The sequence below is a fragment of the Ruegeria sp. HKCCA6837 genome, from assembly GCF_013034475.1.
Taxonomy (GTDB): domain Bacteria; phylum Pseudomonadota; class Alphaproteobacteria; order Rhodobacterales; family Rhodobacteraceae; genus Ruegeria.
The window spans coordinates 1-22,734 of the sequence record NZ_WQGD01000005.1 but is presented as its reverse complement, the minus strand read 5'-3'; the positions used below and the strand labels follow the sequence as shown (position 1 = coordinate 22,734).

The following is a 22,734-nucleotide window of genomic DNA, read 5'->3' as shown; positions in this document are numbered from 1 at the left end:
GGCGCGGGGTTCATTTTGAGATTGTAGCCGCCAGAGTGCTGGCCTAAGCTGCACAAACAGGCGTAAGCGCATCCCTGACGGGGTGCAGGGACGAGGCCCGAAAGGTAGATCATGGCGACGAATTCAGGCGGCGACGGTAAGAACACGCTCTACTGCAGTTTCTGCGGGAAAAGCCAGCACGAGGTGCGAAAACTGATCGCAGGCCCGACCGTATTCATCTGTGATGAATGTGTCGAGCTGTGCATGGACATCATCCGCGAAGAGACCAAGGCCAGCGGGCTGAAGTCGTCTGATGGCGTTCCAACGCCAAAGGATATTTGCGAGGTTCTCGACGATTACGTGATCGGTCAGGCCACAGCCAAGCGTGTTTTGTCGGTGGCGGTTCACAACCACTACAAACGTTTGAATCATGCTCAGAAAGCTGGCAGCGATATTGAACTGGCGAAGTCGAATATTTTGCTGATCGGTCCCACCGGTTGCGGCAAGACTCTGCTGGCTCAAACACTGGCCCGCATCCTGGATGTTCCGTTCACCATGGCTGACGCAACGACGTTGACCGAAGCTGGCTATGTGGGCGAAGATGTCGAAAACATCATCCTCAAGCTCCTTCAAGCCAGTGAGTACAACGTTGAGCGCGCGCAGCGCGGCATCGTCTATATTGACGAGGTCGACAAGATCACGCGCAAGTCCGAAAACCCATCGATCACGCGCGACGTGTCGGGCGAGGGCGTGCAGCAAGCGCTGCTGAAGCTGATGGAAGGCACCGTGGCCAGCGTTCCGCCGCAAGGAGGGCGCAAGCATCCTCAGCAGGAATTCCTGCAAGTGGATACCACCAATATCCTGTTCATCTGCGGCGGCGCGTTTGCGGGCCTGGATAAGATCATCGCGCAGCGTGGCAAAGGCTCGGCCATGGGTTTCGGAGCCGATGTGCGCGACAATGATGATCGTGGCGTTGGCGAGATTTTCAAGGATTTGGAGCCCGAGGATCTGCTTAAATTTGGTCTGATCCCAGAATTTGTTGGGCGTTTGCCAGTTCTGGCAACGCTGGAGGATCTCGACGAAGATGCTCTGGTCACCATTTTGACAAAACCCAAGAACGCTTTGGTCAAGCAGTATCAGCGCCTGTTCGAGTTGGAAGATGTCGAACTCGACTTTACCGATGACGCATTGAAAGCGATTGCCAAGAAGGCCATCGAGCGCAAAACCGGTGCACGGGGACTGCGGTCGATCCTAGAAGACATCCTGCTGGATACCATGTTCGAACTGCCTGGCATGAAGAATGTCAGCGAAGTTGTGGTGAACGAAGAGGCCGTCGCGTCCGAGTCTCAACCTTTGTTCATCTATGCGGATGCGGCTCCTGAATCAGCTTCTGCTGGGTAAGCTGCCCTGTCGCGGCTATTGTTTTTGACAATGCGGTTGGGGGCTTTGCCCCCGCCGACGCAGTTGATTTTCTCGGAAAAAAGTCAGGCCAAATGAACGCAGGGGTCCTGCGATGGGCATGGCGGTTTGCGGATTGCCAACAACAAAGAGGGAGCGATATGGCGATCCAGCGGATCTCATCAGGCGGCGAATTTGAGGAAAAAGTTGGTTACTGCCGCGCGGTTGTCGCGGGCGGCTGGGTTCACGTGGCCGGAACGGTTGGGCAGGGTGAAGATATTGTGGCGCAGTGCCGCTCCGCTCTGAGCATCATTGAAACTGCTCTGCAAAAGGCAGGTGCAGGACTCGAGGATGTGGTTCGGGTGACATACATGTTGCCGGATCGCACAGAGTTTGAGCCTTGCTGGCTCATTCTGGCGGACACTTTCGGCGCAAATCCTCCGGCAGCGACCATGATTGAATGTGGATTGATCGATCCGAAATACAGGATCGAGATCGAAGTGACCGCGTTTCTGCCGGAGTGACGCTTGCGGCACCAGGGGCACTGGACCTTGGCGAGCCTTTGGTCCATACCTTTTCTCGACCGAAATGCCGGAGGCACCCGATGGGAATCCTGAACAGTCTTTTGCGAGCCGTAACCTGGTGGAACGGGTCCACTTTGAACACGCAGATTTACACTTCGCGAAAAGGCGTCAAAGTCGGCGAAGACAATGAAGGCAATGTGTTTTATCGCACAGCGGACGACAGCAAACGCTGGGTAATCTTCAACGGCGAGGCCGAAGCCAGTCGAGTTGACCCGGAATGGCACGGCTGGTTGCACCGCACCTGGGACGAACCTCCGACGGACAAACCTTTACCGCATAAATCCTGGGAAAAACCACATCAGGAAAACCTGACAGGTACTGCGCTGGCTTATACGCCGGCCGGATCGCTGCGTCGGGCCGAACCGGTTGAGCGCAAAGATTATGAGGCCTGGAGCCCGGAATAAGCGAGGCAAAGATGTCGAGCCATAATTGGACCGAAGTTGTTGTCGGTGGCGTCGTGTTGGCCGGTGCGCTGGCATTTGGTGTTTACGCCAGCCAATCGACGGGCCTGTCGAAGGGCGCGGCCGGGTATGAACTTGGCGCGTCTTTCAGATCGTTGGAAGGGGTCGGTGTCGGGACGGATGTTCGTCTTGCAGGTGTCAAGATTGGAACCGTGACCGGCGTGACGCTGAACGCGGATACTTATCGCGCAGACACGACCTTCACCATTGCCGATGGCGTCCTGGTGCCGGATGACAGCGCCATTATGATCTCGTCCGAGGGGCTGCTGGGCGGTAATTTCGTCGAGGTAATGCCCGGCGGGTCACCATTCTATTTCGAACCCGGAGACGAGATTGAGGATACGCAAGGCGCGGTCAGTCTGATCTCTCTGCTGGTCAAGTTTGTGGCCGGAGATGGCAGCGAATGATCCGCGCTGCTTTAATTGCCCTTCTTATGGTCGGGACCAGTGCTGTTGCTCAGCAAAAGGTCCAGTCCGGTCCGGGGGCAATGTTGCGTGGGCTGGACAAAGTCAGCGGGCAGACCGTCGATGTTGAAATGCAAAGCGGTGAGACCGAAGCCGTTTTTGGCTTGGACGTTGCCCTGGGGGATTGTCGTTATCCGGTTGATAACCCGACGGGTGACGCGTTTGCCTATTTGACGATTTGGGAAACGGGGAAAGCTGATCAGTTGTTTGACGGCTGGATGATTGCAACATCCCCGGCCCTGAACGCGCTGGACCATGCGCGTTATGATGTCTGGGTGATCCGCTGTATTACACCTGCTGCGGACTGATCGATTGATGCTGTGAAATCGGCGCTGAGATTCAGAGCCTCTTCCAGTTCCTTTTTGTAAGCGCTGCGTGGAATTTCGATGGCACCCAATGAGGCCAGGTGTGCGGTTAGAAACTGCGTATCGAACAGGTGGAATCCGGTTTGTCGCAGGCGGTCCACAAGATAGGCAAGGGCGATTTTCGACGCATCCGTTCGGCGTGAGAACATGCTTTCCCCAAAGAATGCAGCCCCCAAAGTTACACCATAGACACCGCCCACAAGTGCGGCTCCGTCCCAGACTTCAAGAGAATGGGCATAGCCTGTTTGGTGCAATTGGCGGTACAGATCGTGCAGCTCTGCGTTGATCCAGGTGTCGGCCCGGTCGGCACAGCCATCCACGACGCCTGAAAAGTCCTGATTGATCGTGATATCGAACCCGCAATTGCGGATGCGGCGTGAAAGACTACGCGAGACATGGAACCCGTCCAACGGAAAGACGCCGCGAAACTTTGGATCGACCCAGAACAACTCGGGATCATCTCGATGTTCGGCCATCGGGAAAATGCCGATGGAGTACCCGTGCAGCAAAAGTTCAGCGGATAGGCTCATTTTGGGTAAGAGGGAACCGGAAGGCGTGCGCCCTCCGGTTCTTGGAGGTTACTATTCCATGTTCTCCGCAAGCCAGCGCTCCAGCCAGTGGATGTTGTAATCGCCGCTGTGCAGGTCGGGTTCCTGCAGCAAGGCATGGAACAGAGGCACTGTGGTATCGATGCCGTCCACGATCAACTCTCCCAACGCGCGTTCCAGACGCGCCAGTGCTTCGGCCCGGTCGCGGCCCTGAACGATCAGCTTGGCGATCAGCGAGTCATAGTAGGGTGGGATCGAGTAGCCGTCATAGAGAGCTGAATCCATCCGCACGCCCAGACCGCCCGGCGCGTGATACGCGGTGATCTTACCCGGGCAAGGTGAAAAGTTCGGCAGCTTTTCGGCGTTTATCCGAACCTCAATGGCGTGGCCGTTGATTTCTAGATCCTCTTGCCCAAATGACATCGGTACGCCTGCGGCCACACGGATTTGCTCGCGCACCAGATCGACGCCAAAGATGCCTTCGGTCACAGGATGTTCCACCTGAAGGCGGGTGTTCATTTCGATGAAATAGAACTCGCCGTTTTCATAGAGGAACTCGATTGTGCCCGCGCCAATATAGTTGATCTTGGCCACGGCGTCGGCACAGATCTTCCCGATCCTGGCCCGTTCTTCGGGGGTGATGCAGGGGCCGGGGGCCTCTTCAAACACTTTCTGGTGGCGGCGCTGCAACGAGCAGTCGCGTTCGCCCAGATGCACGGCTTTGCCCTTGCCGTCGCCGAAGACCTGAATTTCGATATGGCGGGGAGTGGTCAGGTATTTCTCGATATAGACCTCGTCATTGCCAAAGGCGGCCTTTCCCTCAGCGCGCGCGGTCATGAAGGCGCTTTCCATCTCATCAGCGTTCATCGCGACCTTCATGCCACGACCGCCGCCACCGGCGGTGGCCTTGATGATGACGGGATAGCCGAATTCCTCACCGATACGCTTGGCATCTTCCAGCGTGGGAACGCCACCGTCCGAGCCGGGCACGCAGGGCACACCCAGCGCCTTCATCGTGTCCTTGGCGGTGATCTTGTCGCCCATCACGCGGATATGTTCCGCGGTGGGGCCGATAAAGGTGATGTCGTGATCTTCGACGATCTGCACGAACTCGGCATTCTCTGACAGGAAGCCATAGCCCGGGTGGATCGCTTGCGCACCTGTAATCTCACAAGCCGAGATGATCGCCGGTACGGACAGATAGCTTTGCGGTGAAGGCGGGGGGCCAATGCAGACCGATTCGTCTGCCATGCGCACGTGCATCGCGTCGCTGTCAGCGGTGGAATGGACGGCGACCGTCTTAATCCCCATCTCGCGGGCGGCGCGGATGACGCGCAGGGCGATCTCGCCTCGGTTGGCAATCAGGATCTTGTCGAACATGGGCCCGCCTTACTCGATGATGACCAGAGGGGTGCCGAATTCCACTGCGTCGCCATCGCCAACCAGAATGCGTTTAATCGAGCCCGATTTGGGGGCGTGGATGTGGTTCATGGTTTTCATCGCTTCGACGATCAGCAGTGTGTCGCCTTCAGAAACAGAAGCACCGACGCTAATGAATGCAGGCGCGCCGGGTTCGGGCTGCATATAGACCGTTCCAACCATGGGCGAGGTGACAGCGCCAGGGTGATTGGCCGGGTCTTCTTGCGCTGCGGGGGTTTCGGTTGCGACAGGGGCAGCCGCAGGGGCGACGGCTGGTGCAGGGGCCGCGGCGGGTACTGCGACCTGAACCGGAGCGGCTGCGGCCTGTGTCATGCGGCTGACGCGCACGTTGAGGCTGTCTTCCTCGCCATATTCGCGTTTGACCTGCAGTTCCGTCAGGTCGTTTTCGCGCAGCAATTCAGCCAGAGCCTTGATGAATGCCACATCCGCTTCGTGTTTGGTATCTGTCATGAGTGTCCTCGACGGTTCCCCTTTGGCCCGTCTGTTTTTGCGGGCTCTAATCAAATTACGCAGCGTTATAGGCCAAGCAGCCGTGCATGAAAAGCGCCGACTCGCACCATCGCGAACTGGTTTGCCGCTAAAATTAAGGGGCCGAATGGGTCACAATGGCATTCCCGACAGCTTTGCGACCAACTCAGAAAGTTTTCGAGCGCCGAACTTTTCAAGCAAGCGGGCACGATAGGCTTCGATTGTCCGATAACTCAGCCCCAGTTCCCCACCGATTTCCTTGGCCGACAAGCCGCGACACGACAGGATGGCCACCTCGCGTTCACGTACCGTCAACTCAACCAGAGGTCGTTCTTCCGAGATGTCGGAAAAGCTCCAGATACCGTGTCGGAACGGGTCATCAGGGGTGAGTGAGCGGCCCCGAGCGCGGCACCAGAACAGATCGCCATTGCGCCGCCGCATGACGCGTTCATCGGTGTAGTATCCGGTGTCGCGCATCACTTGCAGGCTGCGCTCTCCGATCCGCTCCCAATCGGCGACCGAGGGATAGAGGTGCAGCAAAGGCATATTGCGATAGTCAGCTTCCTCACCACCAAACGTGCGCGAGAACTGCAGATTGCAGCGCCGGATAATCCGGTTTTCCAGCTCTACAAGGCCGATGGGTGCGTATTCAAAGGCGGGGTCGCTCATGTGGGTATCGTGCCGGGAAACAGCACGGAAGAGAAGGGGTGAAGCAACTTCTTACATGATGATGACAAGTTGCGCTGTCGTGGAGTGTGGCTGGATTGTGTAAACTATGTAAATCGAAATAGAAAATTTTGACCTAACTAAATGAGAAATATAGTATGTTTCGAAAATAACTTGGGGTGCTTAGCTTGTCGCGGGTCAGGAGGCAACTAACATGCGTGACGCTTTGACTGGAAGCCGCATTCGCGAGCGGCGGCAGATTGCCGGGCTTAAGCAAGCGGAACTGGCCCGTTTGGCGGGGATTTCGGCCTCTTACCTGAACCTTATCGAGCACAATCGCCGTCGGATCGGGGGTAAGTTGCTGGTGGATATTGCTGCGGCCCTGTCGGTTGAACCATCGGTGTTGACGCGAGGGATAGAAGCCACGCTGGTGTCGGCCTTGCGCGAAGCGGCAGATGATGCGGTTGGCCAGAATGCAGAGTTGGACAGCTTGGAGGAGTTCGCCGGGCGCTTTACCGGCTGGGCAGGTGTTCTGGCGCAGATGCATCGCCGTGTCGTCTCGCTGGAACGAAATGTTGAGATCCTATCGGACCGGCTGACTCATGACCCTCATCTGGCGGCCTCGATGCACGAGGTTTTGTCGACCGCGGCAGCGATTCGATCTACGGCCGCGATTCTTGCGGATACTGAAGACATCGAGGCTGAATGGCGCGAACGGTTCCATAAAAACCTGCACCAGGATGCCGAGCGGTTGGCGGACAGCTCCAAGGCGTTGGTGACCTTTCTGGATGAAAGCGACGCAGCCGTCGACCCGCGTGGCGTTCCGTTGGAGGAGGTCGAAGCGTTTTTCCAGGCCCGCGATTATAGTTTCACGGAACTGGAAGAGGGGGGCGCTACGGATGCCGTCGATCTGAGCAGCCTAAATACCACAGCAGCCCAAACCTTGGCACGCGAGATGTTGGAGATTTACAGGGCTGACGCCCGGGCAATGCCACTGGATGCTGTCGCCGCTCGTGTTCGGGGCGCCCAACCAGACCCCGTTGATTTGGCCCATCATTTTTCTGTCGACATGGCGACCGTGCTGCGGCGTTTGGCCTTTTTGCCAGAAAGTGTTGTTTCTGAACCGGCGGGGTTGGTGTTGTGCGATGCATCCGGCAGCATCTTGTTTCTGAAACCAACACCAGGATTTGCCATGCCCAGACATGGCGAGGCTTGTCCGCTTTGGCCTGTTTTCACGGCGCTGAACCGACCTTTGGTTCCGGTGCGTAAGCAAGTCGAGCAAACCGGGCGGGCTTCGGCTGAGTTCGAGTGCTTTGCCTATGCGTGGCCCCATGCGGTGCCCGGCTATGATCAGGATCCGGCTTATCGATCTGTCATGCTGGTACGGCCGGTTCAAGAGCAAGCCGGTGACGCACCGGTTACGCAAGTTGGGCCGAACTGCCGGGTCTGCCCCCGCAAAGAATGCACTGCTCGACGCGAACCGTCGATTTTGAGCGAAGGTTTTTGACACTTTCCTGACAGAACGCTTAATCTGATCCTAATCGGTTGCGGGACGGACGACCGGTTTTGGGGAGGAACAGAAAATATGAGCCGCAAGGTTCTGTTGATCGAGGACGAGCCGAACATTGCCGAAGCAATCCGGTTCCTGTTGTCCCGCGAGGGGTGGCAGGTCGAGATTCATGGCGATGGCACCGATGCGCTTGAGGTTATCCAGGGGGCTCAGCCCGACTTGGTTATTCTGGATGTTATGTTGCCGGGTAAAAACGGCATGGATATTCTGCGCGATCTCAGAGAGATGGAAGAACTGGCAAGCCTTCCGGTCTTGATGCTGACGGCGCGCGGGCAGTCGCGCGACCGGGAAATGGCAGAAAATGCAGGCGTTAGCCGCTTTATGACCAAACCGTTTTCCAACGCCGAAGTGTTGACGGCTGTGCGTGATCTTCACGCGCAGGCGACGCAAATGTAATGTCAGACGAGAGCGACAAAGGTCAGCCATCCAGCGCCAGACCCTCGCTTTTTCTGGAACGTCAAAGCTATCGCCGACGCAGATTGACGGATGCGGCCCGGCTTTTGCCGTTTCTTGGGGCGCTCTTGTTCGCACTGCCGCTTCTTTGGCCGGATCGGTCCAGCGGAGATGCGGCCGTACCGCTTTCTTCGGCAATTTTCTACATCTTCGTCTGCTGGGGCGCGCTGATCTTGATCAGCGTGGTCTTCGGCTTTGCCGCGCGCCGTATGCGCACGCCCGAGGACCCTGAAACAGGGGCCGAGTGATGACCACCGTAAACGTTCTGATTCTGGTTTGTCTGGGCTATGTCGTCTTTCTGTTTGCCGTCGCCTTTGCTGCGGATCGCATGGCTGCGGCTGGACGTGGGAAATGGTTGCGCTCGCCGCTGATCTACACCTTGTCGCTGTCGATCTATTGCACCGCGTGGACCTTCTATGGCGCCGTGGGCAACGCCGCGCGGTCAGGGTTGGAGTTTGTTACGATCTATCTTGGCCCGACACTGGTCATGGTCAGCTGGTGGTGGGGGCTGCGCAAACTGGTGCGTGTGGGGCGCAGTCAAAGAGTGACCTCAATCGCGGACCTGCTGTCGTCTCGCTATGGTAAATCAAACACGCTGGCGGTCTGCGTAACCATTCTGGCGGTATTGGGCGGAACGCCATATATCGCGCTACAGCTGCAATCGATTACCCTGTCTTTCTCGATCTTTGCCGAAGCTGACCCATCGGGCCTGTATCGCGAAGGGTCCAGCGTGTTTTGGGTTGCGGCTGGCTTGGCCGTTTTTGCCATCCTCTTCGGAACGCGCAATCTGGACGTGAACGAACGCCATCATGGGGTGGTTACTGCCATTGCGGTGGAGGCTATAGTCAAGCTGTTTGCGCTGATTGCGGTCGGCGTTTTTGTCGTGTGGGGCATCGCTGGCGGTATCGGCCCGATGATGGAGCGGATCGACGCGTCGGAAATCGGGCAATGGCATGTTGATGCCGGGCGGTGGACGACCTTTATATTCCTGTCGGCGGCGGCCTTTATATGTCTGCCGCGCATGTTTCAGGTAATGGTGGTCGAGAATGACGACGAAAGCCATCTGAGAACTGCTGCCTGGGCTTTCCCCCTCTACTTGCTGTTAATGAGCTTGTTTGTAGTACCGATTGCCGTAGTGGGTCTGGACCTGCTGCCCCAAGGGGCCAACCCCGACCTGTTCGTCCTGACCGTACCCTTGTCGCAAGGCAATGACTGGCTGGCGATGCTGTCATTTATCGGCGGGTTTTCTTCCGCGACTTCGATGGTGATCGTAACAGCCATGGCTTTGTCCACGATGGTGTCGAACCATGTTGTCATGCCCATCTGGTTGAACACACAAGAAGGTACTGGCTCGGTCTCTGGCGATGTGCGCAATATCGTTTTGATGGCCCGTCGTGTGTCCATCGCGGCTGTTATGGCGTTGGGCTTTTTCTACTACCGCCTGTCCGGTGGCGGCGCAGCGCTGGCTTCAATCGGATTGATCGCTTTTGCGGGGATTTCTCAAATTTTGCCCGCTTTGGTCGGCGGTCTGTTTTGGCGCGGGGCCACGCGAACCGGGGCTCTGGTTGGGCTGACGGTCGGTTTTGTTTTGTGGATTTACACCTTGTTGTTGCCCGGCATGAGCGGCGCGTCGATGCCGGAGTCGGTGCTGCAGAACGGGTTGTTCGGCATAAGCTGGCTGCGCCCACAGGCCTTGTTCGGGATCGAGGGGATCGATCCAATGGTCCATTCCGTGATGTGGTCACTGTTGCTGAACACAATCGCGTTCTGTGTGGCTTCTTTGCTGAGTTTTCCCAGCCCGTTGGAACGGTTGCAGGGCGCGCAATTTGTCAATGTATTCGATCATTCGGTCGCGCCGCGTGGCTGGTCCGGATCGGTCGCGCAAAGCGAAGATTTGATGATCATGACCCAACGGATTCTGGGCACCGGGCCCGCGCAGGAGTTTTTCCAGGCCGAGGCCGAGAAACAAGGAGGTCGATCGCATCTGCCCGAGCCCACGCCAGCATTCCTGGGCCGCCTTGAACGCGAATTGAGCGGATCAGTTGGAACGGCCACGGCTCATGCCATGATTGGGCAGATCGTCGGCGGCTCGTCGGTTTCGGTCGAGGACCTTTTGGCTGTTGCGGATGAGTCAGCGCAATTGCTGGAATACTCCAGTCAGCTTGAGGTGAAGTCCTCTGAACTCAGCCGGACGGCACGGCAACTGCGCGAAGCAAATGCCAAACTCACGCAGGTTTCGGCGCAAAAGGACAACTTTCTGAGTCAGGTCAGTCATGAGTTGCGGACGCCGATGACCTCGATCCGCGCGTTTTCTGAAATCATGCGCGATACCGAAGGGCTGAGCAGGGATGAGCAGACCCGATACGCGACGATCATCCATGACGAAGCGCTGCGTTTGACCCGCCTGCTGGATGATCTGTTGGATCTGAGCGTGCTGGAAAACGGGCAAGTCAATCTCAACTTAGGTGATGATAGTCTGCGCTCGGTCCTGGATCGGGCCGTGTCCAGCGCATTGGCTGGTGCTGGGCGCAAGATAAGCGTGCGTCGCGCCCGTGCGGCCGAACGGATTGTCTTGCACACGGATCTGGACAGGTTGGGGCAGGTGTTCATTAACCTGATCTCAAACGCACAGAAATACTGTGACGCGGACGAGCCCGTTCTGACCATTTCCGCATATGATGTTGGCGGGCGCGTAATCATAGATTTCATCGACAATGGCAGTGGCATTCCGCCCGGCGCGCGCTCGATGGTGTTCGAGAAATTTGCCCGCGTCGGCGGCGACAAGGCCGGAGGGGCAGGTCTGGGCTTGGCAATTTGCCGCGAAATCATGCAGCGGTTGGGGGGCGAGATCAGCTATTTACCGGGGCAGGGCGGGGCGGCGTTCCGAGTCAGCCTGCCATTGGCGCACCGACAGGCCGCTCAGTGAAGCGGTCATAAAGAACTTCGTAACGTCCGACGGTGTAAACCTGTTGCCAATTGCTGAAACAATTGGTGATCAGGCGTTATGTCAGAACCCGTCAATGCCGCATTGGTGCGCAAACTGTCAGCTGGGCAAAAGGATTTGGACGACCGGCCGCGCTCGGTTCTGCGGGCGCTGCGCTTGGGGTTCGCGCGGGCCGCGGGGGATCGCCTGAACTTGCCGCTTGCAGTGATCGGGGCCAGACAAACCAGTCAGTCTGCTGAACATCTGGTTGAAGCGATTGGTCAAGACTGGTTGCTACTGGTGTTTGATGGGCCACAGGGACGTGCAGCCACGTGCCTGGACCCGCACTTGGTGTCCGCCATCGTTCAAACGCAAACCATCGGTGAGGTGATGTCGGACGCGCCAACACCACGGGCCTTTACAGATACCGACGCGGCCATGGTCGCGCCACTGGTTGAAGCGGCTTTGGCTCGATCTGCGGGTCTAATCGACCCGACGACAGAACAAGTTTGCCTTGAGGGGAACGAGTATTCGTCACGCGCGGCAGATTTGCAGAGCTTGTCTCTGACCATGACCGAGGATGAGTATCGCATCTTCGACCTGACCGTCGATTTGGCCAACGGGGTACGGCAAGGGCAGATTTCGGTCATTTTACCCGAAGCACCGGTTGCGCCAGAAGCTGTGGAGGAAACCCCAAGCCCTGCAGGCCCCCGCATTGAACAGTCTTCGGGTATGGTAAGGGCGGATTTGAATGCGGCCTTGTGTCGGATGACGTTGCCATTGTCCGCGTTGTCTGGGATGCAGGTTGGTGATGTCCTGCCGTTGCGCGGCGCGCGCTTGGATCGAACTGAGGTTCTGACGATTGAACGAACGCGAGCAGGTGTTGGTCGCTTGGGGCAGTGCGGTGGTCTAAGGGCCATTCGATTAAACGAGCATGCTGCTTTACCAGCGCTGAGCGGAGCAGAAGCCCAGGAGTTTATCGAAAGCCGGGCAGGGCTAAACCTTCAGGGCAGCCTGGACGCGCCAATTGACAGCGCCGTTGAAATCATGCCCCCGGTGCCCTTGGCCGAGACCGGCGGGATCCTTGCGGAGGATTTGGTCATTGGCGACTCTGAGCAGATGGTGGCGGAAATCTCGCAGCTGGCCGGTCTGAACGCATCAGAACCAGGGCTGGGTGAACAGTAATAACGCTTTAGGTCTAACCAGCCTTACTGCGAAGTTGCTCGAGAGCAGGGCGCAGACCGTCCAACTGGTATCCGGCGTTTGTGGTCGCGGTCAGGATGTCATCCGTGCTCATATGTTCGCATTGACCCAAAGCCCAAATCACTGAACATCGCGTGCCCGAAGCGCAATAGGCCAAGACCGGTCCGCTACAATTTTCCGCCATATCGCGCTGACGCCGCACATTCTCGGGCGTCATGGTCTGATGGGTCAACTCAAGCACTTCGTATTCCATGCCTGCAGCGCGCACTGCATCACCGATCGCGTCGGATTGCATTGTGGGTGGAACTTCGACGTTGGGTCGGTTGCAGATCACTTTGACAAAGCCGGCAGCAGCTATCGCTGGCACATCATCAACTGTGATCTGCGGTGAGACGGCATAGCGGGGGGTGATCGGTCGAATCTCCATGCCAATTCCTTAGGCTGCGTTTGCTGCTCTGTCCAGTTGCGCGCCAAAGGTCGGGGCCAGGAACATACCAACCACCATTGCGACCAGAAAAACCAGTCCTCCAAGCCCACCATAACTCAGCGAGGCCATGGCCGGTCCGGGGCAGAGCCCAACCAGCCCCCAACCCATGCCGAATAGGACTGAACCCACAACCAGTCTACGATCCACTTCGGGCTTCGCAGGAGGCGGAAATTCATTCCCGGTCAAAGGCTTGCGTCCGGTCGTCAGTCGCCATGCGACCAGCATTGGCAAAATGGCGCCCCCCATCACAAACGCCAAAGTCGGATCCCAGTTGCCGAATACGTCCAGCCATCCTTGAACTTTTGTCGTATCGGTCATGCCAGAAATCAACAATCCGGCACCAAATAGTGATCCAGCCGTTAGGGCAACAAGAAGGCGCATCAGATCAATCCCCAGATATGGCGTAGCAGAACAAGGGTCACGCCCCCGGCGAGAATGTAGAAGACGGTGGCCACAATGCCGCGGAGTGAGAACCGAGAGATGCCGCAGACCCCGTGACCAGATGTGCAGCCATTGGCGATACGTGTGCCGATGCCAACCAGCAAACCAGCTATGACAACAAGGCCCAAGTTGCTGGTGAGATGCGTTTGGGCCTCGGGCGCGATCAGCGGTCGCAGCAGAAGAGGCATGCCGATCAGGCCTGCAACAAAGGCCAACTTCTCGGCCTTCGTATCGCGGGCGCTGCCGTCAACAAGGCCGCCCAGAATGCCGCTTGCGCCCATAACCCGGCCATTCCCAAGCAGGTAAACTGCGCCGCCCAGCCCAATCAGTAAACCGCCGCACAGGCCCCAGACCCATTCTATTTCCATAAGTTATATCCTTTTTTAACTCGCGTCAGAGCTTGTTGACCGGCAGTTTCAGAAAGACATCACCTTGCTCATCCGCCGGAGGCATCTGTCCTGCGCGCATATTCACCTGTAAGGAGGGCAAGATCAGGCGCGGCATCGCCAAGGTCGCATCACGTGCGTCGCGCATTTCCACAAATTCTTCGATACTACGCCCCTGTCCGATGTGCACGTTCAGCGCCTTTTGTTCGCCTACCGTTGTTTCCCAGGCGTATTCTTCGCGGCCCGGGGCTTTGTAGTCGTGGCCCACATAGATTCGCGTTTCATCAGGCAGGGCCAGAATTTTCTGGATCGACTCATACAAGGTTGCCGAAGAGCCGCCGGGGAAGTCGCAGCGCGCTGTACCAAAATCAGGCATGAACAGCGTGTCGCCCACAAAGGCGGCGTCGCCAATGACATAGGTCAGGCAGGCAGGTGTGTGACCCGGAGTGTGCAGCACGTCGCCGCGCATCTGGCCAATGTGGAAACTGTCACCTTCCGAGAACAACGCGTCGAACTGACTGCCATCGCGTTGGAATTCGGTTCCTTCATTGAAGACCTTGCCGAACGTGTCCTGAACGGTAACGATCTGGGCACCAATCCCGATCTTGCCTCCAAGTTCCTGTTGCAGATAGGGGGCCGCAGACAGGTGATCGGCGTGAACGTGGCTTTCTAAAACCCATTCGACCTTGAGATCGCGACTGCGCACATAGTCGATGATTTGATCTGCAGATGTGGTCGCTGTTCGACCCGAGGCATGATCGAAATCCAAAACACTGTCGATGATGGCGCAGGCGCGCCCTTGTGGTTCGTGAACGACGTAGGACACCGTAAAGGTCTGATCGTCGAAAAACGCTTTCACTGCGGGCGTCATGAGGTCCTCCGTTTCCGTTGTGTATATCATATATGTAATTTGGAATGTGACACAACTGCCAATCTGAATTTGATGCCCGTCAAGGCAGGTTCGGTTAAATTGGCTTAAACTTTAACCTATCTGCGCCGAATTGCCGAAATTACGAGTACGTCAGGCAAATTCCCGCACAAGTTCAGGTTAATATCTGTGGGTCGTATTCCCGTTACCTATATCTGGAATACTGGCAACACTTGGGAGGATGGTTATGACAGCAACTAATCTGTATTCCGAAGCAGAACGGCTTGAGCAGAAACTGGAAGGCGCGTGTCTGGACACGCGGTTGGCGCTTCAACCGAGTGTAAGCAAGGTTGTGGATCGTATGCGCCAGCAGGGGATGCATGTGCCATCTCGATTGCGGCGTCTGGATGCGGCGTTGTGTGAAGACGCTATGGAAGCGCAGTTCGACAACCTGCCGATCTGACAAGGGGGGGTCATCCGAAGGATATTCCTAAGATGACTATCATCAGTCCAATCACAGACAAGAACAAAGAGGCCAGGTTCCAGGGCAGAACGCCCTGAACCACCGTGCGCAACTCGTCATCCGACAAACCGGCCTTGCGCGCTTTCATCACGCGAAGAATACACCAGACCAGACCAAAGAGCCCGGCAAGGGAAAGGGCTGCACCGCCCCAGGTGATGAATTCGAACATGGTTCCCCACATCTCATCGTGAACTGACACCGCGCTTAACGGATGGAATCAGATCGTACAAGTGCGACCGGGGATTGGGTGCTTGCGACCCGGGCGGCAGCACTGTATCCGGCATCTTGCATCAGATTTTCAGCCTTTGGGAGAGACGCATATGGAAGATATCACCGAAGATCAGGCCGCCGCCAACTATCGCGTAACCGCAGGCGAGCTGCGCCAGTTCATCGAACGGTTTGAACGTCTGGATGCCGAGAAAAAGGACCTGGCCGAGCAACAGAAGGAAGTCATGGCCGAAGCCAAGGCGCGGGGTTACGACACCAAGGTCATGCGTAAGGTGATCGCGTTGCGAAAGCGGGACAAGGATGACATCGCCGAGGAAGAGGCGGTTTTGGAAATGTACAAAGAAATTCTTGGTATGACCTAAAACCGAGTCTATGAACCAGCTCTGAGACTCAGGTCACTTGCCTTTGGAGTGGTGATGAGGGCTGGCGAATGCCAAGAAGAGCGACATAGCACTGCTATCTGGGGCGGAGACATCAAACATCGCAGCCCCAGATTGCAGTGCGGTTATCCTTGCGAATCACTAACGAGTGTTTGGATTGAATACCCCTTTAGACGCCCGCGCCTGTTCTAAGCAAAAAAGCTAGTTTGGCTTTTTGCATTCTTCCACTACGAACCTAACCGTGTTGCTCGAAGATTTGTCGTAAGTACGTGAAGAACTTTCCGTACTGAAGGTTGTTGGCTTGTGCAGTCATTTTGAACCAGGCTTCATCTTCTTCCAAAATCGATAGATGCAGTTGCCCAACATATTGAGACCGTGGCCTACCACCGTTTCGAGCTGGCATTTCACCCGAAGCAAGGTGCGGTTTGACAAAAGTCTTGTGGTCTTTGTCGAGAGCCATTCGCTCCAAGAAGCGCATTTCCAGTCTGTTCAGTATTTCAATCATCTGGGCTTCTGTCAGATGAACTCTTTCCGCCATGTAACGGCCCCCGCTTTTTGCCAAACCTTTGTGCTGTTGGAATTTACTCTGAGATTCAAAGTATACTGTATAGACGACTAGCGTTGCGTGGGCGATTTGTCAAAACATGGCGAACGCACCAGAAGACCAATTACTAGCAGCATTTTCCAGAGTTTTGCGTCGTCACAGGCTCGCCAAGGAGTTTTCGCAACAAGAGCTTGCCACCCATGCGAACCGAAGCATGCAATACATCTCACTTCTGGAATCCGGCCGGCATCAACCAACACTGGGAACGCTGCAACTTCTCAGTGGTGCACTGGGTCTTACTTTGACCAAATTGGTTTCTGAAATTGAAGAAGAGGCTGAGTAACATCTTAAAGCAAAACTCATAGCCAGAGTAAAACGAGTGCTGCGAGGGCGATTGCGGATAGTAAAACTGTCTGACTTCAGCGCCAATGGGACAGCTTATGTTAAATATTCGGTAATGACGGCAGGTACGCTGTGCTAGCGGTCTGGGTCTGTATCGAGTTTGCCCCAGAGATCATCAACCATATCTGAGAAGCCATCATTCGAGGCCTCCTTGGGCAGTAGACCAGCTCTTCGCCGGCGTTCGACCTCGGCCATTAGTTCTTCCTCTGTGGCTGTCTCAACCACATCACATCGAAGAGCTTCAATCTCGTCCGCTGTCCACGACTCAAATTTGTCAGCGTAGAAGCCCAGGGAATACGGCTCGTCATCAGAAATCTGCTTGATCACAGCATTCCAATCTTCGCTTTGGTTCGATTCCTTCTCGACCCTCTCATCTAGTTCGCGAATGGACTCACGGATCAACGACAGCAGCTTTGCCTGAGCGCTTTCTTCACCAGCACCAGTCCCTGCAAGCCAAAGGTCTGCGATCTTGCGAACAAGCGACCAAACAGTTTGATTTCTAGGGTGGCCTTTAATCCGGCCGCCGAGACCTCTTTCTTGAATGCCAAACTGCTCGGCAGCACGCTCGTTCATCCGGATATTGTAGTCGGACACGTCCGCGAGTTCTGAATCGTTCTCGGCCACAGCTCGGGCGACCTCTTGATCACCAACATAGACAACTACCTTCAACATCCCGCTACCCCTTCCTTCGCCGGTTCATCACTCGGTCCAGGTGGCTGTAGTCCAGATCAGGCATGATCCTTTGCACTTGCTCTGGATCGACTTCGCGATCTTTTCCAGCAGTGCGGACGATGTGTCTTACATAGATCGCCAACGCGACAATGATCACGGCGGATATTTTTCCCTAACTATCCCAGCATGTTCCAAGGCCGGGAGGAGTTGTACACAAACATCCATGAAGCGCTGCTGAACGCCGGATTGGAAGTATCTGCGGATGTTTACGAAATCAAGAGCAACAAAGTATCGAACAAAGACTAATCGTTCTCCCGCAGCACCTTTAGTTATTCATCCGATCTTCGAACACTCGAATACACTTAGCAGTTCCACCGCTTTTTGTCGGATGTCAGGAACGGCGTCGCTAGATCGGTGTTAAAAGGGTCATGTGTGGCTTAGTGCAAAATTCCCCTCTAAGCGACTTTCGGATAAGTACCTCTTCCTGCATCTCTGGCGTTGCGAATTCCAGTATCGAATGTCCGGTTTGGGCTGGATGCGGACTCTGCGACGATGAATGCGAACCGCCGTTTTGTCCGCACAATTGTCATTAGTAGTTTTTCGTCGAATGGCCGCATTGAGCCCGAAGCGGACACCGAAAAAATGTCAGACGACGCCAAAAAGTAGCGTCGCCCGATAGTCGCGGTTGTCGCTTTATTCTACCAGTTCCAGATCACCGGGACGCCAGGTCTTGTCGAACCAAGGCTCGAGCGGGCCGTAGAGGCGCATCATCACGTTGAAGCTTTGCCCGGGCATGGTTTGCGCCCAGTTGTTCTCCCAACCTTCTGGGGCTTCTGGACCAAAATAGATGCTGGTACTCCCATCCTCATTAGGTTTTATCCCCGGTCTATTAGAGTCGATACCACCGGATTGCTGGTCAGTTTCAAGGATTGACCGAGTCTGTCCGCTATACAACATAAACGACGCAAAGTTTTTGGCGGGAACCGGCGCCGGTAGCGTTACCTTATAGGTTTTTGAGCCGTCAAGGTACTGTCCGTTGCTGTCTCGCGCTGTCATCGCATAGACAGACCCCGTCCCGACCGGTGGCGAGGTCATCGCAGGCGTTATGCCCGTTGCCATATAGAAAAAGTACGACCGATCATCGAGGATGCGCGCGCCGTCCTCAAGAAAAAGATAGCTCTGGCGTTGGAACGGTGAGTTCCATTGCCGGTCTTCATAAAAGAAAACTCCCGGATCGCGCGAGGCATACGTGATCGCTCGCGCCGTGGCGTTTGCGATTGCTGCTGCCTCCTTGAAAATGGCCTGCATACGGGCATCGGGTTCGAAGGGCTCGCCCTTCCTGATCCCTATGGAAGCAAACGTTCCTACAATTTCCGGACTGAACGCACCAATTGGATTGTTTTCGAGTGCGACGTGGATCTCTTCAAAGAAGTCTTCGTTGTTCGCGTGAACAGTGTTGTGTTGAACACCGGAGATATTCAGGAAAATTTCCGCGGGAGGATTGTCCGCTTCACTAAGCGGATAGATATTCAGACCCGCCTTGATCTCGGCAACAGGGCCAGCCGTATCTCCGTCTGCGTCTGGCGAGCGTCTTAGCAACAACCAGTGCTCATATGTCTTTGTGCGTAGTTCGAAGTAGCCCTCGGGCACCGGCGTTTCATCGTCGTTGTGCAAAAGTAGATACTTGCCACCTTCTCCCTTATCCGCGCCAAGCGCCCCGATATCCGTCACATAGTCAAACGCGGCGTCATCAAGCAACCCAAGCAGGCCTGCCGGAACCTCAATCACCATCGGGCCATCCGAGATATCGACATTCGAACCAATGTAGATTGTGGTTGTATTGGGCGTCAGCCAGATGGACCGCGCGTCCAGCAGGTCTTCTGCAATCACGACGTCATTGGGATTGACGCCCAAGTCTTCGTATCCCTGAAACATAGCTCGAAGCGAAGCGATCTTCATGCCATCCAGGAAAGCCGTCGTTGCTCTGATCAGATCAAGGTTGTCGAAGACTTTCTCCACCGTCTCAGGTGATGGCATACCATCGAAGAATTCCAGATCACCAAGCGTCTGGGTCTCGACCTTGTCTGGTGTAAGAACATTCTCAGGAACGTCGGCTTTGAATTCTTGGGCTGAAGAATGCGATGCGAGTATCAGGGCAGTCAGCACAGCTAACGACTTTGTTTTCATTGTTCGCTCCATTGGGAATTACTGTTTGTTTTGATCAGTTTACTTTTTCTAGATCGCCCAGCATCCAGCCACTCTCCAGCCATCCGTCTTGCGGCCCATATAGACGAAACAAAAGGAAGTACGGCTCTGTGGTTGGTATCCAGTTGCTTTCCATGCCTTCCGGTGCTTCTGGTCCAAAAAAGATGTCGTAAGAACCGTCTTCATTAGCCTGCATCGCATCAGTGTCGCGCTCGGACAAACCGACAGGATCAACGTTCCGAATGAAGCTCTTGGTCTCCATCGAATAAACAATCACGGACCAGAAATCGTCGGCAGGTGTATCCGCTGGGACGTTCAGTTTATAGGTCTGATTGTGATCGTACATTTCCCCGTCGCTGTCGCGCAGGCCTGTCAGATAAAATGTACCTCCGCCCAGTTGTTTCGGCAGGTATGTAATCCAGAAATAACTGCCGCCCGCACGCGCATCCACAAGGACTTCGGTCTCAGTCTCATAGGGGAAACCAGCCTCGGGTTGACCATCCGCGAAATCCCAAATCAACCACTGGCTCCTCATCTCGCCGCTATCGTCGACCCAAAGTGGGATCATGGCTTTCCCGGGCGTCACAAAGTAGTTCTGCATCGAGGCGTACGCGAGCAACAATCCCTCGTTCATTGCCTGCATTTGAAGTTCACTTGGTTCGAAAGGCTTTCCCTTCTCGATCCCGAGATCTTTCAGAAAATTCACCATAACCTTGTCTTGTGGACGGATCGGGTTGTTTTGAACGTAATCGTTCAGGTCCTGAAAGAATGTCTCGTTGTAGTATGGAAGCGAGTCGTACGGCACTTCTGACGCTTCGAGATAGTTGTTGGGTGGCGGATTGTCGGCCTCGGACAGGTAGTACACTTTGATCGTCTGAGCGTACTCGGCCGCATCGGCGTCCGTTCCGCCATTCGTCAGTTTTGGCCGGAACGAAAAACCATATTCGTAGGTATCTGTTTCAAAGGGAAGGTATCCCGCTTCAGTTAATTCCTCCAGCGACATTTCCCCTTCGTAGCCTGGGGGTAGCATGAGGTACTTGCCGCCGACACCTTCATCGAAACCATCGGGACCTACGTCCACAATAGGAACATCCCAAGCATTCACGATTGTACCGAAGTAGTTCACCTTGTCGGTGGCAGCGGGCACTTCAATGACAAGGGGACCGGGTTCGGAGGTCATTGAAGCCCAAGCATAGGCCGTAACATCGTTGGCCGTAAGAAACCCATGTTTGGAGTCGAACGGCTTGTTGAGATAAATGATGTCATTGTAGTCGCCACCGAGGTCGCGGCGAATGCCCTTGAGGAAATCGATCATACCGGCGGCAGGCATTCCCCAAATGGCCGTCTGGGTGGCACGCTGCACCATAATCTTGTACTCGATGTCCTCGACCTCGGCTGATCGTGCAAGGATGTCGCCCGTGTCGTTGAAGGACTGGGAGAAAACTGGTGAAGCAGAAATACCTGCGCCGAGCACCATTCCCAAAAAATGCATCGAAAAACCGCCGTGTAATGGCCGAAGTATTTTCATATTGCAATGCTCCCTGCTGTTTAGGGAAAGCTTGCACATCCGTTCAGCCGATGCGTATCATTTCACGACACGCGGGCGAACAAGCGGGTTGACGGATTGAACCTACCACCGATGATTTCGGCCAAGGCCTTGGGCGCGATGCCCCAGTTTGTGCTTGAGGCCGCTGGGGAAAGACGCTTGTTGCGTGCTTTTGACTCTGCCGATCTTCCTGTTCACTTCATTGAGGAAAGAGGCGGTTACATCTCGGAGCATGCCTTGGCGACCTTTGTGCACGAAGCCGCACGATCCACGGGACAACAAAACATCGGATTGTTGTGGTCACCGTATCTCACTGTCGCTGACTACGGCGCCTGGGGGAGTTACGTTCTTTCTGCTCCAACGCTGGGGGCAGCGCTAATACGAGCTTCTGCCGTCATGCCATTTCATTCGTCCACGGATCGCGCGTGGCTTGAAACTTCGGGCACTAGCGCGCGCTACTGTTATCGTTTTGGACTTCGCTCGCATTTCGCGTATCCGGACATCGGTTTCTCGGCCGTTGGGGTTTTTCTGAGCATATTCCGCGCGTATTTAGGAAACGATTGGAAGCCATCGGCCGTGCTCTTGGACTTCCCGAAAGTTCCTGGGTTTGTCGAGGCAGAAGACACTTACGCTTGTCCTGTAATCTGGAACGCCACCCGCCTTGGGGTTGAGTTTGAAGCTTCGGCTTTGAGCTCCGAAGCCGCGCCCAAAAAACTTAGCGGAGGCTCGACAACTGTCGGAGATATTTCACGCGAACGATTGGGCGGCCCACCTCAAACACTTAGAGGACAAGTCGAGGAGGTGGTTTGGCAACAACTTCATCGGGAGGAAATGTCGATTGATGCCACCGCGCGTTCGCTCGATCTTGGCGTTCGCACACTACAACGGAAGTTAGCAAGCGAAGGGGTTCGTTTTCGCGAAATCGTCAACGATATCAGGGTAGCAAGGGCCGAGGAACTCCTTACAGATACGCGCGAGACAGTCTCCAGTATCTCCTCCATGCTAGGATACGAAACCGCAAATAATTTCAGCCGCGCATTTAAGAAGGTAACGGGATTGGCACCCTCTGACTATCGCCAAAGGAATTCCGGTCATACTTGAATGGTCGTCTGCAAAAGCAAGCCGTTGGCGTCTGCATTGCTCACAAATTTAAGTTCAGGTTGGATGCGACGAGTAACCGCGTCCAACCCGAGTAGGGCGGGAAGCTAACCTAGTTCGATCACTTTATACGTTTTCTTTTAGGATCAAGAAACAAAGTGAACTGGAACAATGACAAAGTTGCAGACTATTTGCTTGTAGAGGTGATTCTATCTGTTGCCCCGCGTCGATTACCCTGGGATAGGATCAACGCGGGGCTGTAGGAAAGTGCTAGGTAATCAAATGACGCCCGCACTCACTACGGGAAACATTCTGATATTTCGATGCTTGCTCTATTTATGTATCCAATTTGGATATTTGATAGATCCAACTGCTTATGTCTTTGCCCCGTAAAATTGGGCCACTACTTTGGTCGAGAGGGGGGAACAAGGG

27 protein-coding genes are annotated in these 22,734 nt (G+C 55.4%); 14 read left to right on the top strand and 13 right to left on the bottom strand.

Annotation, left to right across the window (positions count from 1 at the left end; genetic code table 11):
* The first annotated feature begins 111 nt into the window (after positions 1-111).
* From clpX to GOV91_RS08930, 5 genes are all read left to right on the top strand, one after another.
* Positions 112-1,380 carry an ATP-dependent Clp protease ATP-binding subunit ClpX gene (gene clpX, locus GOV91_RS08950; protein WP_171177726.1) on the top strand — a complete coding sequence of 423 codons (1,269 nt, stop codon included), beginning with the start codon at positions 112-114 and terminating at the stop codon, positions 1,378-1,380.
* A 158-nt stretch (positions 1,381-1,538) separates the two neighbouring features.
* Positions 1,539-1,901, top strand: a complete 363-nt coding sequence (locus GOV91_RS08945) for a RidA family protein (RefSeq protein WP_171235238.1) — start codon at positions 1,539-1,541, stop codon at positions 1,899-1,901.
* A gap of 80 nt (positions 1,902-1,981) precedes the next feature.
* Positions 1,982-2,365 carry an NADH:ubiquinone oxidoreductase subunit NDUFA12 gene (locus GOV91_RS08940; RefSeq protein ID WP_171177723.1) on the top strand — a complete coding sequence of 128 codons (384 nt, stop codon included), beginning with the start codon at positions 1,982-1,984 and terminating at the stop codon, positions 2,363-2,365.
* 11 nt (positions 2,366-2,376) lie between these two features.
* A complete protein-coding gene (mlaD, locus tag GOV91_RS08935) occupies positions 2,377-2,829 on the top strand; it encodes an outer membrane lipid asymmetry maintenance protein MlaD (RefSeq protein ID WP_171235237.1) in 453 nt (150 codons plus the stop codon).
* Complete coding sequence (locus GOV91_RS08930; RefSeq protein WP_171177720.1) at positions 2,826-3,194, top strand: DUF2155 domain-containing protein; 369 nt, start codon at positions 2,826-2,828, stop codon at positions 3,192-3,194. The genes mlaD and GOV91_RS08930 overlap by 4 nt, the downstream gene beginning before the upstream one ends.
* Here the strand turns inward: GOV91_RS08930 and aat are convergent.
* The 4 genes from aat to GOV91_RS08910 form a co-directional block, all read right to left on the bottom strand.
* On the bottom strand, positions 3,149-3,781 hold the full coding sequence (gene aat / locus GOV91_RS08925; protein WP_171235236.1) for a leucyl/phenylalanyl-tRNA--protein transferase: 633 nt from the start codon (positions 3,779-3,781) through the stop codon (positions 3,149-3,151). The genes GOV91_RS08930 and aat overlap by 46 nt on opposite strands.
* Before the next feature lie 51 nt (positions 3,782-3,832).
* The gene (accC, locus tag GOV91_RS08920) at positions 3,833-5,179 is read right to left on the bottom strand and encodes an acetyl-CoA carboxylase biotin carboxylase subunit (RefSeq protein ID WP_171235235.1); all 1,347 of its coding nucleotides are present in this window, start codon (positions 5,177-5,179) and stop codon (positions 3,833-3,835) included.
* A gap of 9 nt (positions 5,180-5,188) precedes the next feature.
* Complete coding sequence (accB, locus tag GOV91_RS08915) at positions 5,189-5,689, bottom strand: acetyl-CoA carboxylase biotin carboxyl carrier protein (protein ID WP_171235234.1); 501 nt, start codon at positions 5,687-5,689, stop codon at positions 5,189-5,191.
* 150 nt (positions 5,690-5,839) lie between these two features.
* Positions 5,840-6,376, bottom strand: coding sequence for a LuxR C-terminal-related transcriptional regulator (locus GOV91_RS08910; RefSeq protein WP_171177712.1), 537 nt, complete (start codon positions 6,374-6,376; stop codon positions 5,840-5,842).
* Between the two features lie 211 nt (positions 6,377-6,587).
* On the opposite strand from GOV91_RS08910, the gene GOV91_RS08905 reads away from it, so the two are divergent.
* The 5 genes from GOV91_RS08905 to GOV91_RS08885 all read left to right on the top strand — a co-directional run bounded on the left by GOV91_RS08905 (position 6,588) and on the right by GOV91_RS08885 (position 12,504).
* Complete coding sequence (locus GOV91_RS08905) at positions 6,588-7,880, top strand: helix-turn-helix domain-containing protein (RefSeq protein WP_171235233.1); 1,293 nt, start codon at positions 6,588-6,590, stop codon at positions 7,878-7,880.
* Between the two features lie 78 nt (positions 7,881-7,958).
* The gene (locus tag GOV91_RS08900; protein WP_171235232.1) at positions 7,959-8,339 is read left to right on the top strand and encodes a response regulator transcription factor; all 381 of its coding nucleotides are present in this window, start codon (positions 7,959-7,961) and stop codon (positions 8,337-8,339) included.
* Complete coding sequence (locus GOV91_RS08895; protein WP_171235231.1) at positions 8,339-8,644, top strand: hypothetical protein; 306 nt, start codon at positions 8,339-8,341, stop codon at positions 8,642-8,644. Before GOV91_RS08900 ends, GOV91_RS08895 begins: the two co-directional genes overlap by 1 nt.
* The gene (locus GOV91_RS08890) at positions 8,644-11,322 is read left to right on the top strand and encodes a sensor histidine kinase (RefSeq protein WP_171235230.1); all 2,679 of its coding nucleotides are present in this window, start codon (positions 8,644-8,646) and stop codon (positions 11,320-11,322) included. The genes GOV91_RS08895 and GOV91_RS08890 overlap by 1 nt, the downstream gene beginning before the upstream one ends.
* 78 nt (positions 11,323-11,400) lie before the next feature.
* On the top strand, positions 11,401-12,504 hold the full coding sequence (locus GOV91_RS08885) for a FliM/FliN family flagellar motor C-terminal domain-containing protein (RefSeq protein WP_171235229.1): 1,104 nt from the start codon (positions 11,401-11,403) through the stop codon (positions 12,502-12,504).
* Between the two features lie 13 nt (positions 12,505-12,517).
* Here GOV91_RS08885 and GOV91_RS08880 read toward each other — a convergent pair whose 3' ends face one another.
* From GOV91_RS08880 to GOV91_RS08865, 4 genes are read right to left on the bottom strand one after another with little or no spacing between them, the layout of a single operon-like run.
* The gene (locus GOV91_RS08880) at positions 12,518-12,949 is read right to left on the bottom strand and encodes a TIGR01244 family sulfur transferase (protein WP_171235228.1); all 432 of its coding nucleotides are present in this window, start codon (positions 12,947-12,949) and stop codon (positions 12,518-12,520) included.
* A gap of 9 nt (positions 12,950-12,958) precedes the next feature.
* The gene (locus GOV91_RS08875) at positions 12,959-13,390 is read right to left on the bottom strand and encodes a DUF6691 family protein (RefSeq protein ID WP_171177697.1); all 432 of its coding nucleotides are present in this window, start codon (positions 13,388-13,390) and stop codon (positions 12,959-12,961) included.
* A complete protein-coding gene (locus GOV91_RS08870) occupies positions 13,390-13,818 on the bottom strand; it encodes a YeeE/YedE family protein (RefSeq protein ID WP_171177695.1) in 429 nt (142 codons plus the stop codon). The genes GOV91_RS08875 and GOV91_RS08870 overlap by 1 nt, the downstream gene beginning before the upstream one ends.
* 25 nt (positions 13,819-13,843) lie before the next feature.
* On the bottom strand, positions 13,844-14,707 hold the full coding sequence (locus tag GOV91_RS08865; RefSeq protein ID WP_171177693.1) for an MBL fold metallo-hydrolase: 864 nt from the start codon (positions 14,705-14,707) through the stop codon (positions 13,844-13,846).
* A 244-nt stretch (positions 14,708-14,951) separates the two neighbouring features.
* Between GOV91_RS08865 and GOV91_RS08860 the strand changes: the two genes are divergently transcribed.
* A complete protein-coding gene (locus GOV91_RS08860) occupies positions 14,952-15,167 on the top strand; it encodes a hypothetical protein (RefSeq protein WP_171235227.1) in 216 nt (71 codons plus the stop codon).
* Between the two features lie 10 nt (positions 15,168-15,177).
* On the opposite strand, the gene GOV91_RS08855 is transcribed toward GOV91_RS08860, so the two are convergent.
* Positions 15,178-15,396, bottom strand: coding sequence for a hypothetical protein (locus tag GOV91_RS08855; RefSeq protein WP_171235226.1), 219 nt, complete (start codon positions 15,394-15,396; stop codon positions 15,178-15,180).
* Positions 15,397-15,547: 151 nt separating this feature from the next.
* On the opposite strand from GOV91_RS08855, the gene GOV91_RS08850 reads away from it, so the two are divergent.
* Complete coding sequence (locus tag GOV91_RS08850; protein WP_171093977.1) at positions 15,548-15,817, top strand: DUF2312 domain-containing protein; 270 nt, start codon at positions 15,548-15,550, stop codon at positions 15,815-15,817.
* 253 nt (positions 15,818-16,070) lie between these two features.
* Here the strand turns inward: GOV91_RS08850 and GOV91_RS08845 are convergent, their stop codons facing one another.
* Complete coding sequence (locus GOV91_RS08845) at positions 16,071-16,373, bottom strand: hypothetical protein (protein ID WP_170704309.1); 303 nt, start codon at positions 16,371-16,373, stop codon at positions 16,071-16,073.
* Between the two features lie 106 nt (positions 16,374-16,479).
* Here GOV91_RS08845 and GOV91_RS08840 point away from each other — a divergent pair, with 106 nt between their 5' ends.
* Positions 16,480-16,722, top strand: a complete 243-nt coding sequence (locus GOV91_RS08840; RefSeq protein WP_170704308.1) for a helix-turn-helix domain-containing protein — start codon at positions 16,480-16,482, stop codon at positions 16,720-16,722.
* 134 nt (positions 16,723-16,856) lie between these two features.
* Here GOV91_RS08840 and GOV91_RS08835 read toward each other — a convergent pair whose 3' ends face one another.
* The 3 genes from GOV91_RS08835 to GOV91_RS08825 all read right to left on the bottom strand — a co-directional run bounded on the left by GOV91_RS08835 (position 16,857) and on the right by GOV91_RS08825 (position 21,186).
* On the bottom strand, positions 16,857-17,453 hold the full coding sequence (locus tag GOV91_RS08835; RefSeq protein WP_171235225.1) for a hypothetical protein: 597 nt from the start codon (positions 17,451-17,453) through the stop codon (positions 16,857-16,859).
* A gap of 693 nt (positions 17,454-18,146) precedes the next feature.
* The gene (locus tag GOV91_RS08830) at positions 18,147-19,640 is read right to left on the bottom strand and encodes a DUF1254 domain-containing protein (RefSeq protein ID WP_170570601.1); all 1,494 of its coding nucleotides are present in this window, start codon (positions 19,638-19,640) and stop codon (positions 18,147-18,149) included.
* Positions 19,641-19,674: 34 nt separating this feature from the next.
* Positions 19,675-21,186, bottom strand: a complete 1,512-nt coding sequence (locus GOV91_RS08825) for a DUF1214 domain-containing protein (RefSeq protein ID WP_217352023.1) — start codon at positions 21,184-21,186, stop codon at positions 19,675-19,677.
* Between the two features lie 96 nt (positions 21,187-21,282).
* Here GOV91_RS08825 and GOV91_RS08820 point away from each other — a divergent pair, with 96 nt between their 5' ends.
* Entirely contained in the window at positions 21,283-22,305 is a 1,023-nt protein-coding gene (locus tag GOV91_RS08820) for an AraC family transcriptional regulator (RefSeq protein WP_170570598.1), read from the top strand.
* Positions 22,306-22,734 lie beyond the last annotated feature (429 nt).

Excerpts from the sequence above, each read along its gene's own strand:
- clpX (WP_171177726.1), top strand. The coding sequence starts at position 112 with ATGGCGACGAATTCAGGCGGCGACGGTAAGAACACGCTCTACTGCAGT.
- GOV91_RS08945 (WP_171235238.1), top strand. The coding sequence starts at position 1,539 with ATGGCGATCCAGCGGATCTCATCAGGCGGCGAATTTGAGGAAAAAGTT.
- GOV91_RS08940 (WP_171177723.1), top strand. The coding sequence starts at position 1,982 with ATGGGAATCCTGAACAGTCTTTTGCGAGCCGTAACCTGGTGGAACGGG.
- mlaD (WP_171235237.1), top strand. The coding sequence starts at position 2,377 with ATGTCGAGCCATAATTGGACCGAAGTTGTTGTCGGTGGCGTCGTGTTG.
- GOV91_RS08930 (WP_171177720.1), top strand. The coding sequence starts at position 2,826 with ATGATCCGCGCTGCTTTAATTGCCCTTCTTATGGTCGGGACCAGTGCT.
- aat (WP_171235236.1), bottom strand. The coding sequence starts at position 3,781 with ATGAGCCTATCCGCTGAACTTTTGCTGCACGGGTACTCCATCGGCATT.
- accC (WP_171235235.1), bottom strand. The coding sequence starts at position 5,179 with ATGTTCGACAAGATCCTGATTGCCAACCGAGGCGAGATCGCCCTGCGC.
- accB (WP_171235234.1), bottom strand. The coding sequence starts at position 5,689 with ATGACAGATACCAAACACGAAGCGGATGTGGCATTCATCAAGGCTCTG.
- GOV91_RS08910 (WP_171177712.1), bottom strand. The coding sequence starts at position 6,376 with ATGAGCGACCCCGCCTTTGAATACGCACCCATCGGCCTTGTAGAGCTG.
- GOV91_RS08905 (WP_171235233.1), top strand. The coding sequence starts at position 6,588 with ATGCGTGACGCTTTGACTGGAAGCCGCATTCGCGAGCGGCGGCAGATT.
- GOV91_RS08900 (WP_171235232.1), top strand. The coding sequence starts at position 7,959 with ATGAGCCGCAAGGTTCTGTTGATCGAGGACGAGCCGAACATTGCCGAA.
- GOV91_RS08895 (WP_171235231.1), top strand. The coding sequence starts at position 8,339 with ATGTCAGACGAGAGCGACAAAGGTCAGCCATCCAGCGCCAGACCCTCG.
- GOV91_RS08890 (WP_171235230.1), top strand. The coding sequence starts at position 8,644 with ATGACCACCGTAAACGTTCTGATTCTGGTTTGTCTGGGCTATGTCGTC.
- GOV91_RS08885 (WP_171235229.1), top strand. The coding sequence starts at position 11,401 with ATGTCAGAACCCGTCAATGCCGCATTGGTGCGCAAACTGTCAGCTGGG.
- GOV91_RS08880 (WP_171235228.1), bottom strand. The coding sequence starts at position 12,949 with ATGGAGATTCGACCGATCACCCCCCGCTATGCCGTCTCACCGCAGATC.
- GOV91_RS08875 (WP_171177697.1), bottom strand. The coding sequence starts at position 13,390 with ATGCGCCTTCTTGTTGCCCTAACGGCTGGATCACTATTTGGTGCCGGA.
- GOV91_RS08870 (WP_171177695.1), bottom strand. The coding sequence starts at position 13,818 with ATGGAAATAGAATGGGTCTGGGGCCTGTGCGGCGGTTTACTGATTGGG.
- GOV91_RS08865 (WP_171177693.1), bottom strand. The coding sequence starts at position 14,707 with ATGACGCCCGCAGTGAAAGCGTTTTTCGACGATCAGACCTTTACGGTG.
- GOV91_RS08860 (WP_171235227.1), top strand. The coding sequence starts at position 14,952 with ATGACAGCAACTAATCTGTATTCCGAAGCAGAACGGCTTGAGCAGAAA.
- GOV91_RS08855 (WP_171235226.1), bottom strand. The coding sequence starts at position 15,396 with ATGTTCGAATTCATCACCTGGGGCGGTGCAGCCCTTTCCCTTGCCGGG.
- GOV91_RS08850 (WP_171093977.1), top strand. The coding sequence starts at position 15,548 with ATGGAAGATATCACCGAAGATCAGGCCGCCGCCAACTATCGCGTAACC.
- GOV91_RS08845 (WP_170704309.1), bottom strand. The coding sequence starts at position 16,373 with ATGGCGGAAAGAGTTCATCTGACAGAAGCCCAGATGATTGAAATACTG.
- GOV91_RS08840 (WP_170704308.1), top strand. The coding sequence starts at position 16,480 with ATGGCGAACGCACCAGAAGACCAATTACTAGCAGCATTTTCCAGAGTT.
- GOV91_RS08835 (WP_171235225.1), bottom strand. The coding sequence starts at position 17,453 with ATGTTGAAGGTAGTTGTCTATGTTGGTGATCAAGAGGTCGCCCGAGCT.
- GOV91_RS08830 (WP_170570601.1), bottom strand. The coding sequence starts at position 19,640 with ATGAAAACAAAGTCGTTAGCTGTGCTGACTGCCCTGATACTCGCATCG.
- GOV91_RS08825 (WP_217352023.1), bottom strand. The coding sequence starts at position 21,186 with ATGAAAATACTTCGGCCATTACACGGCGGTTTTTCGATGCATTTTTTG.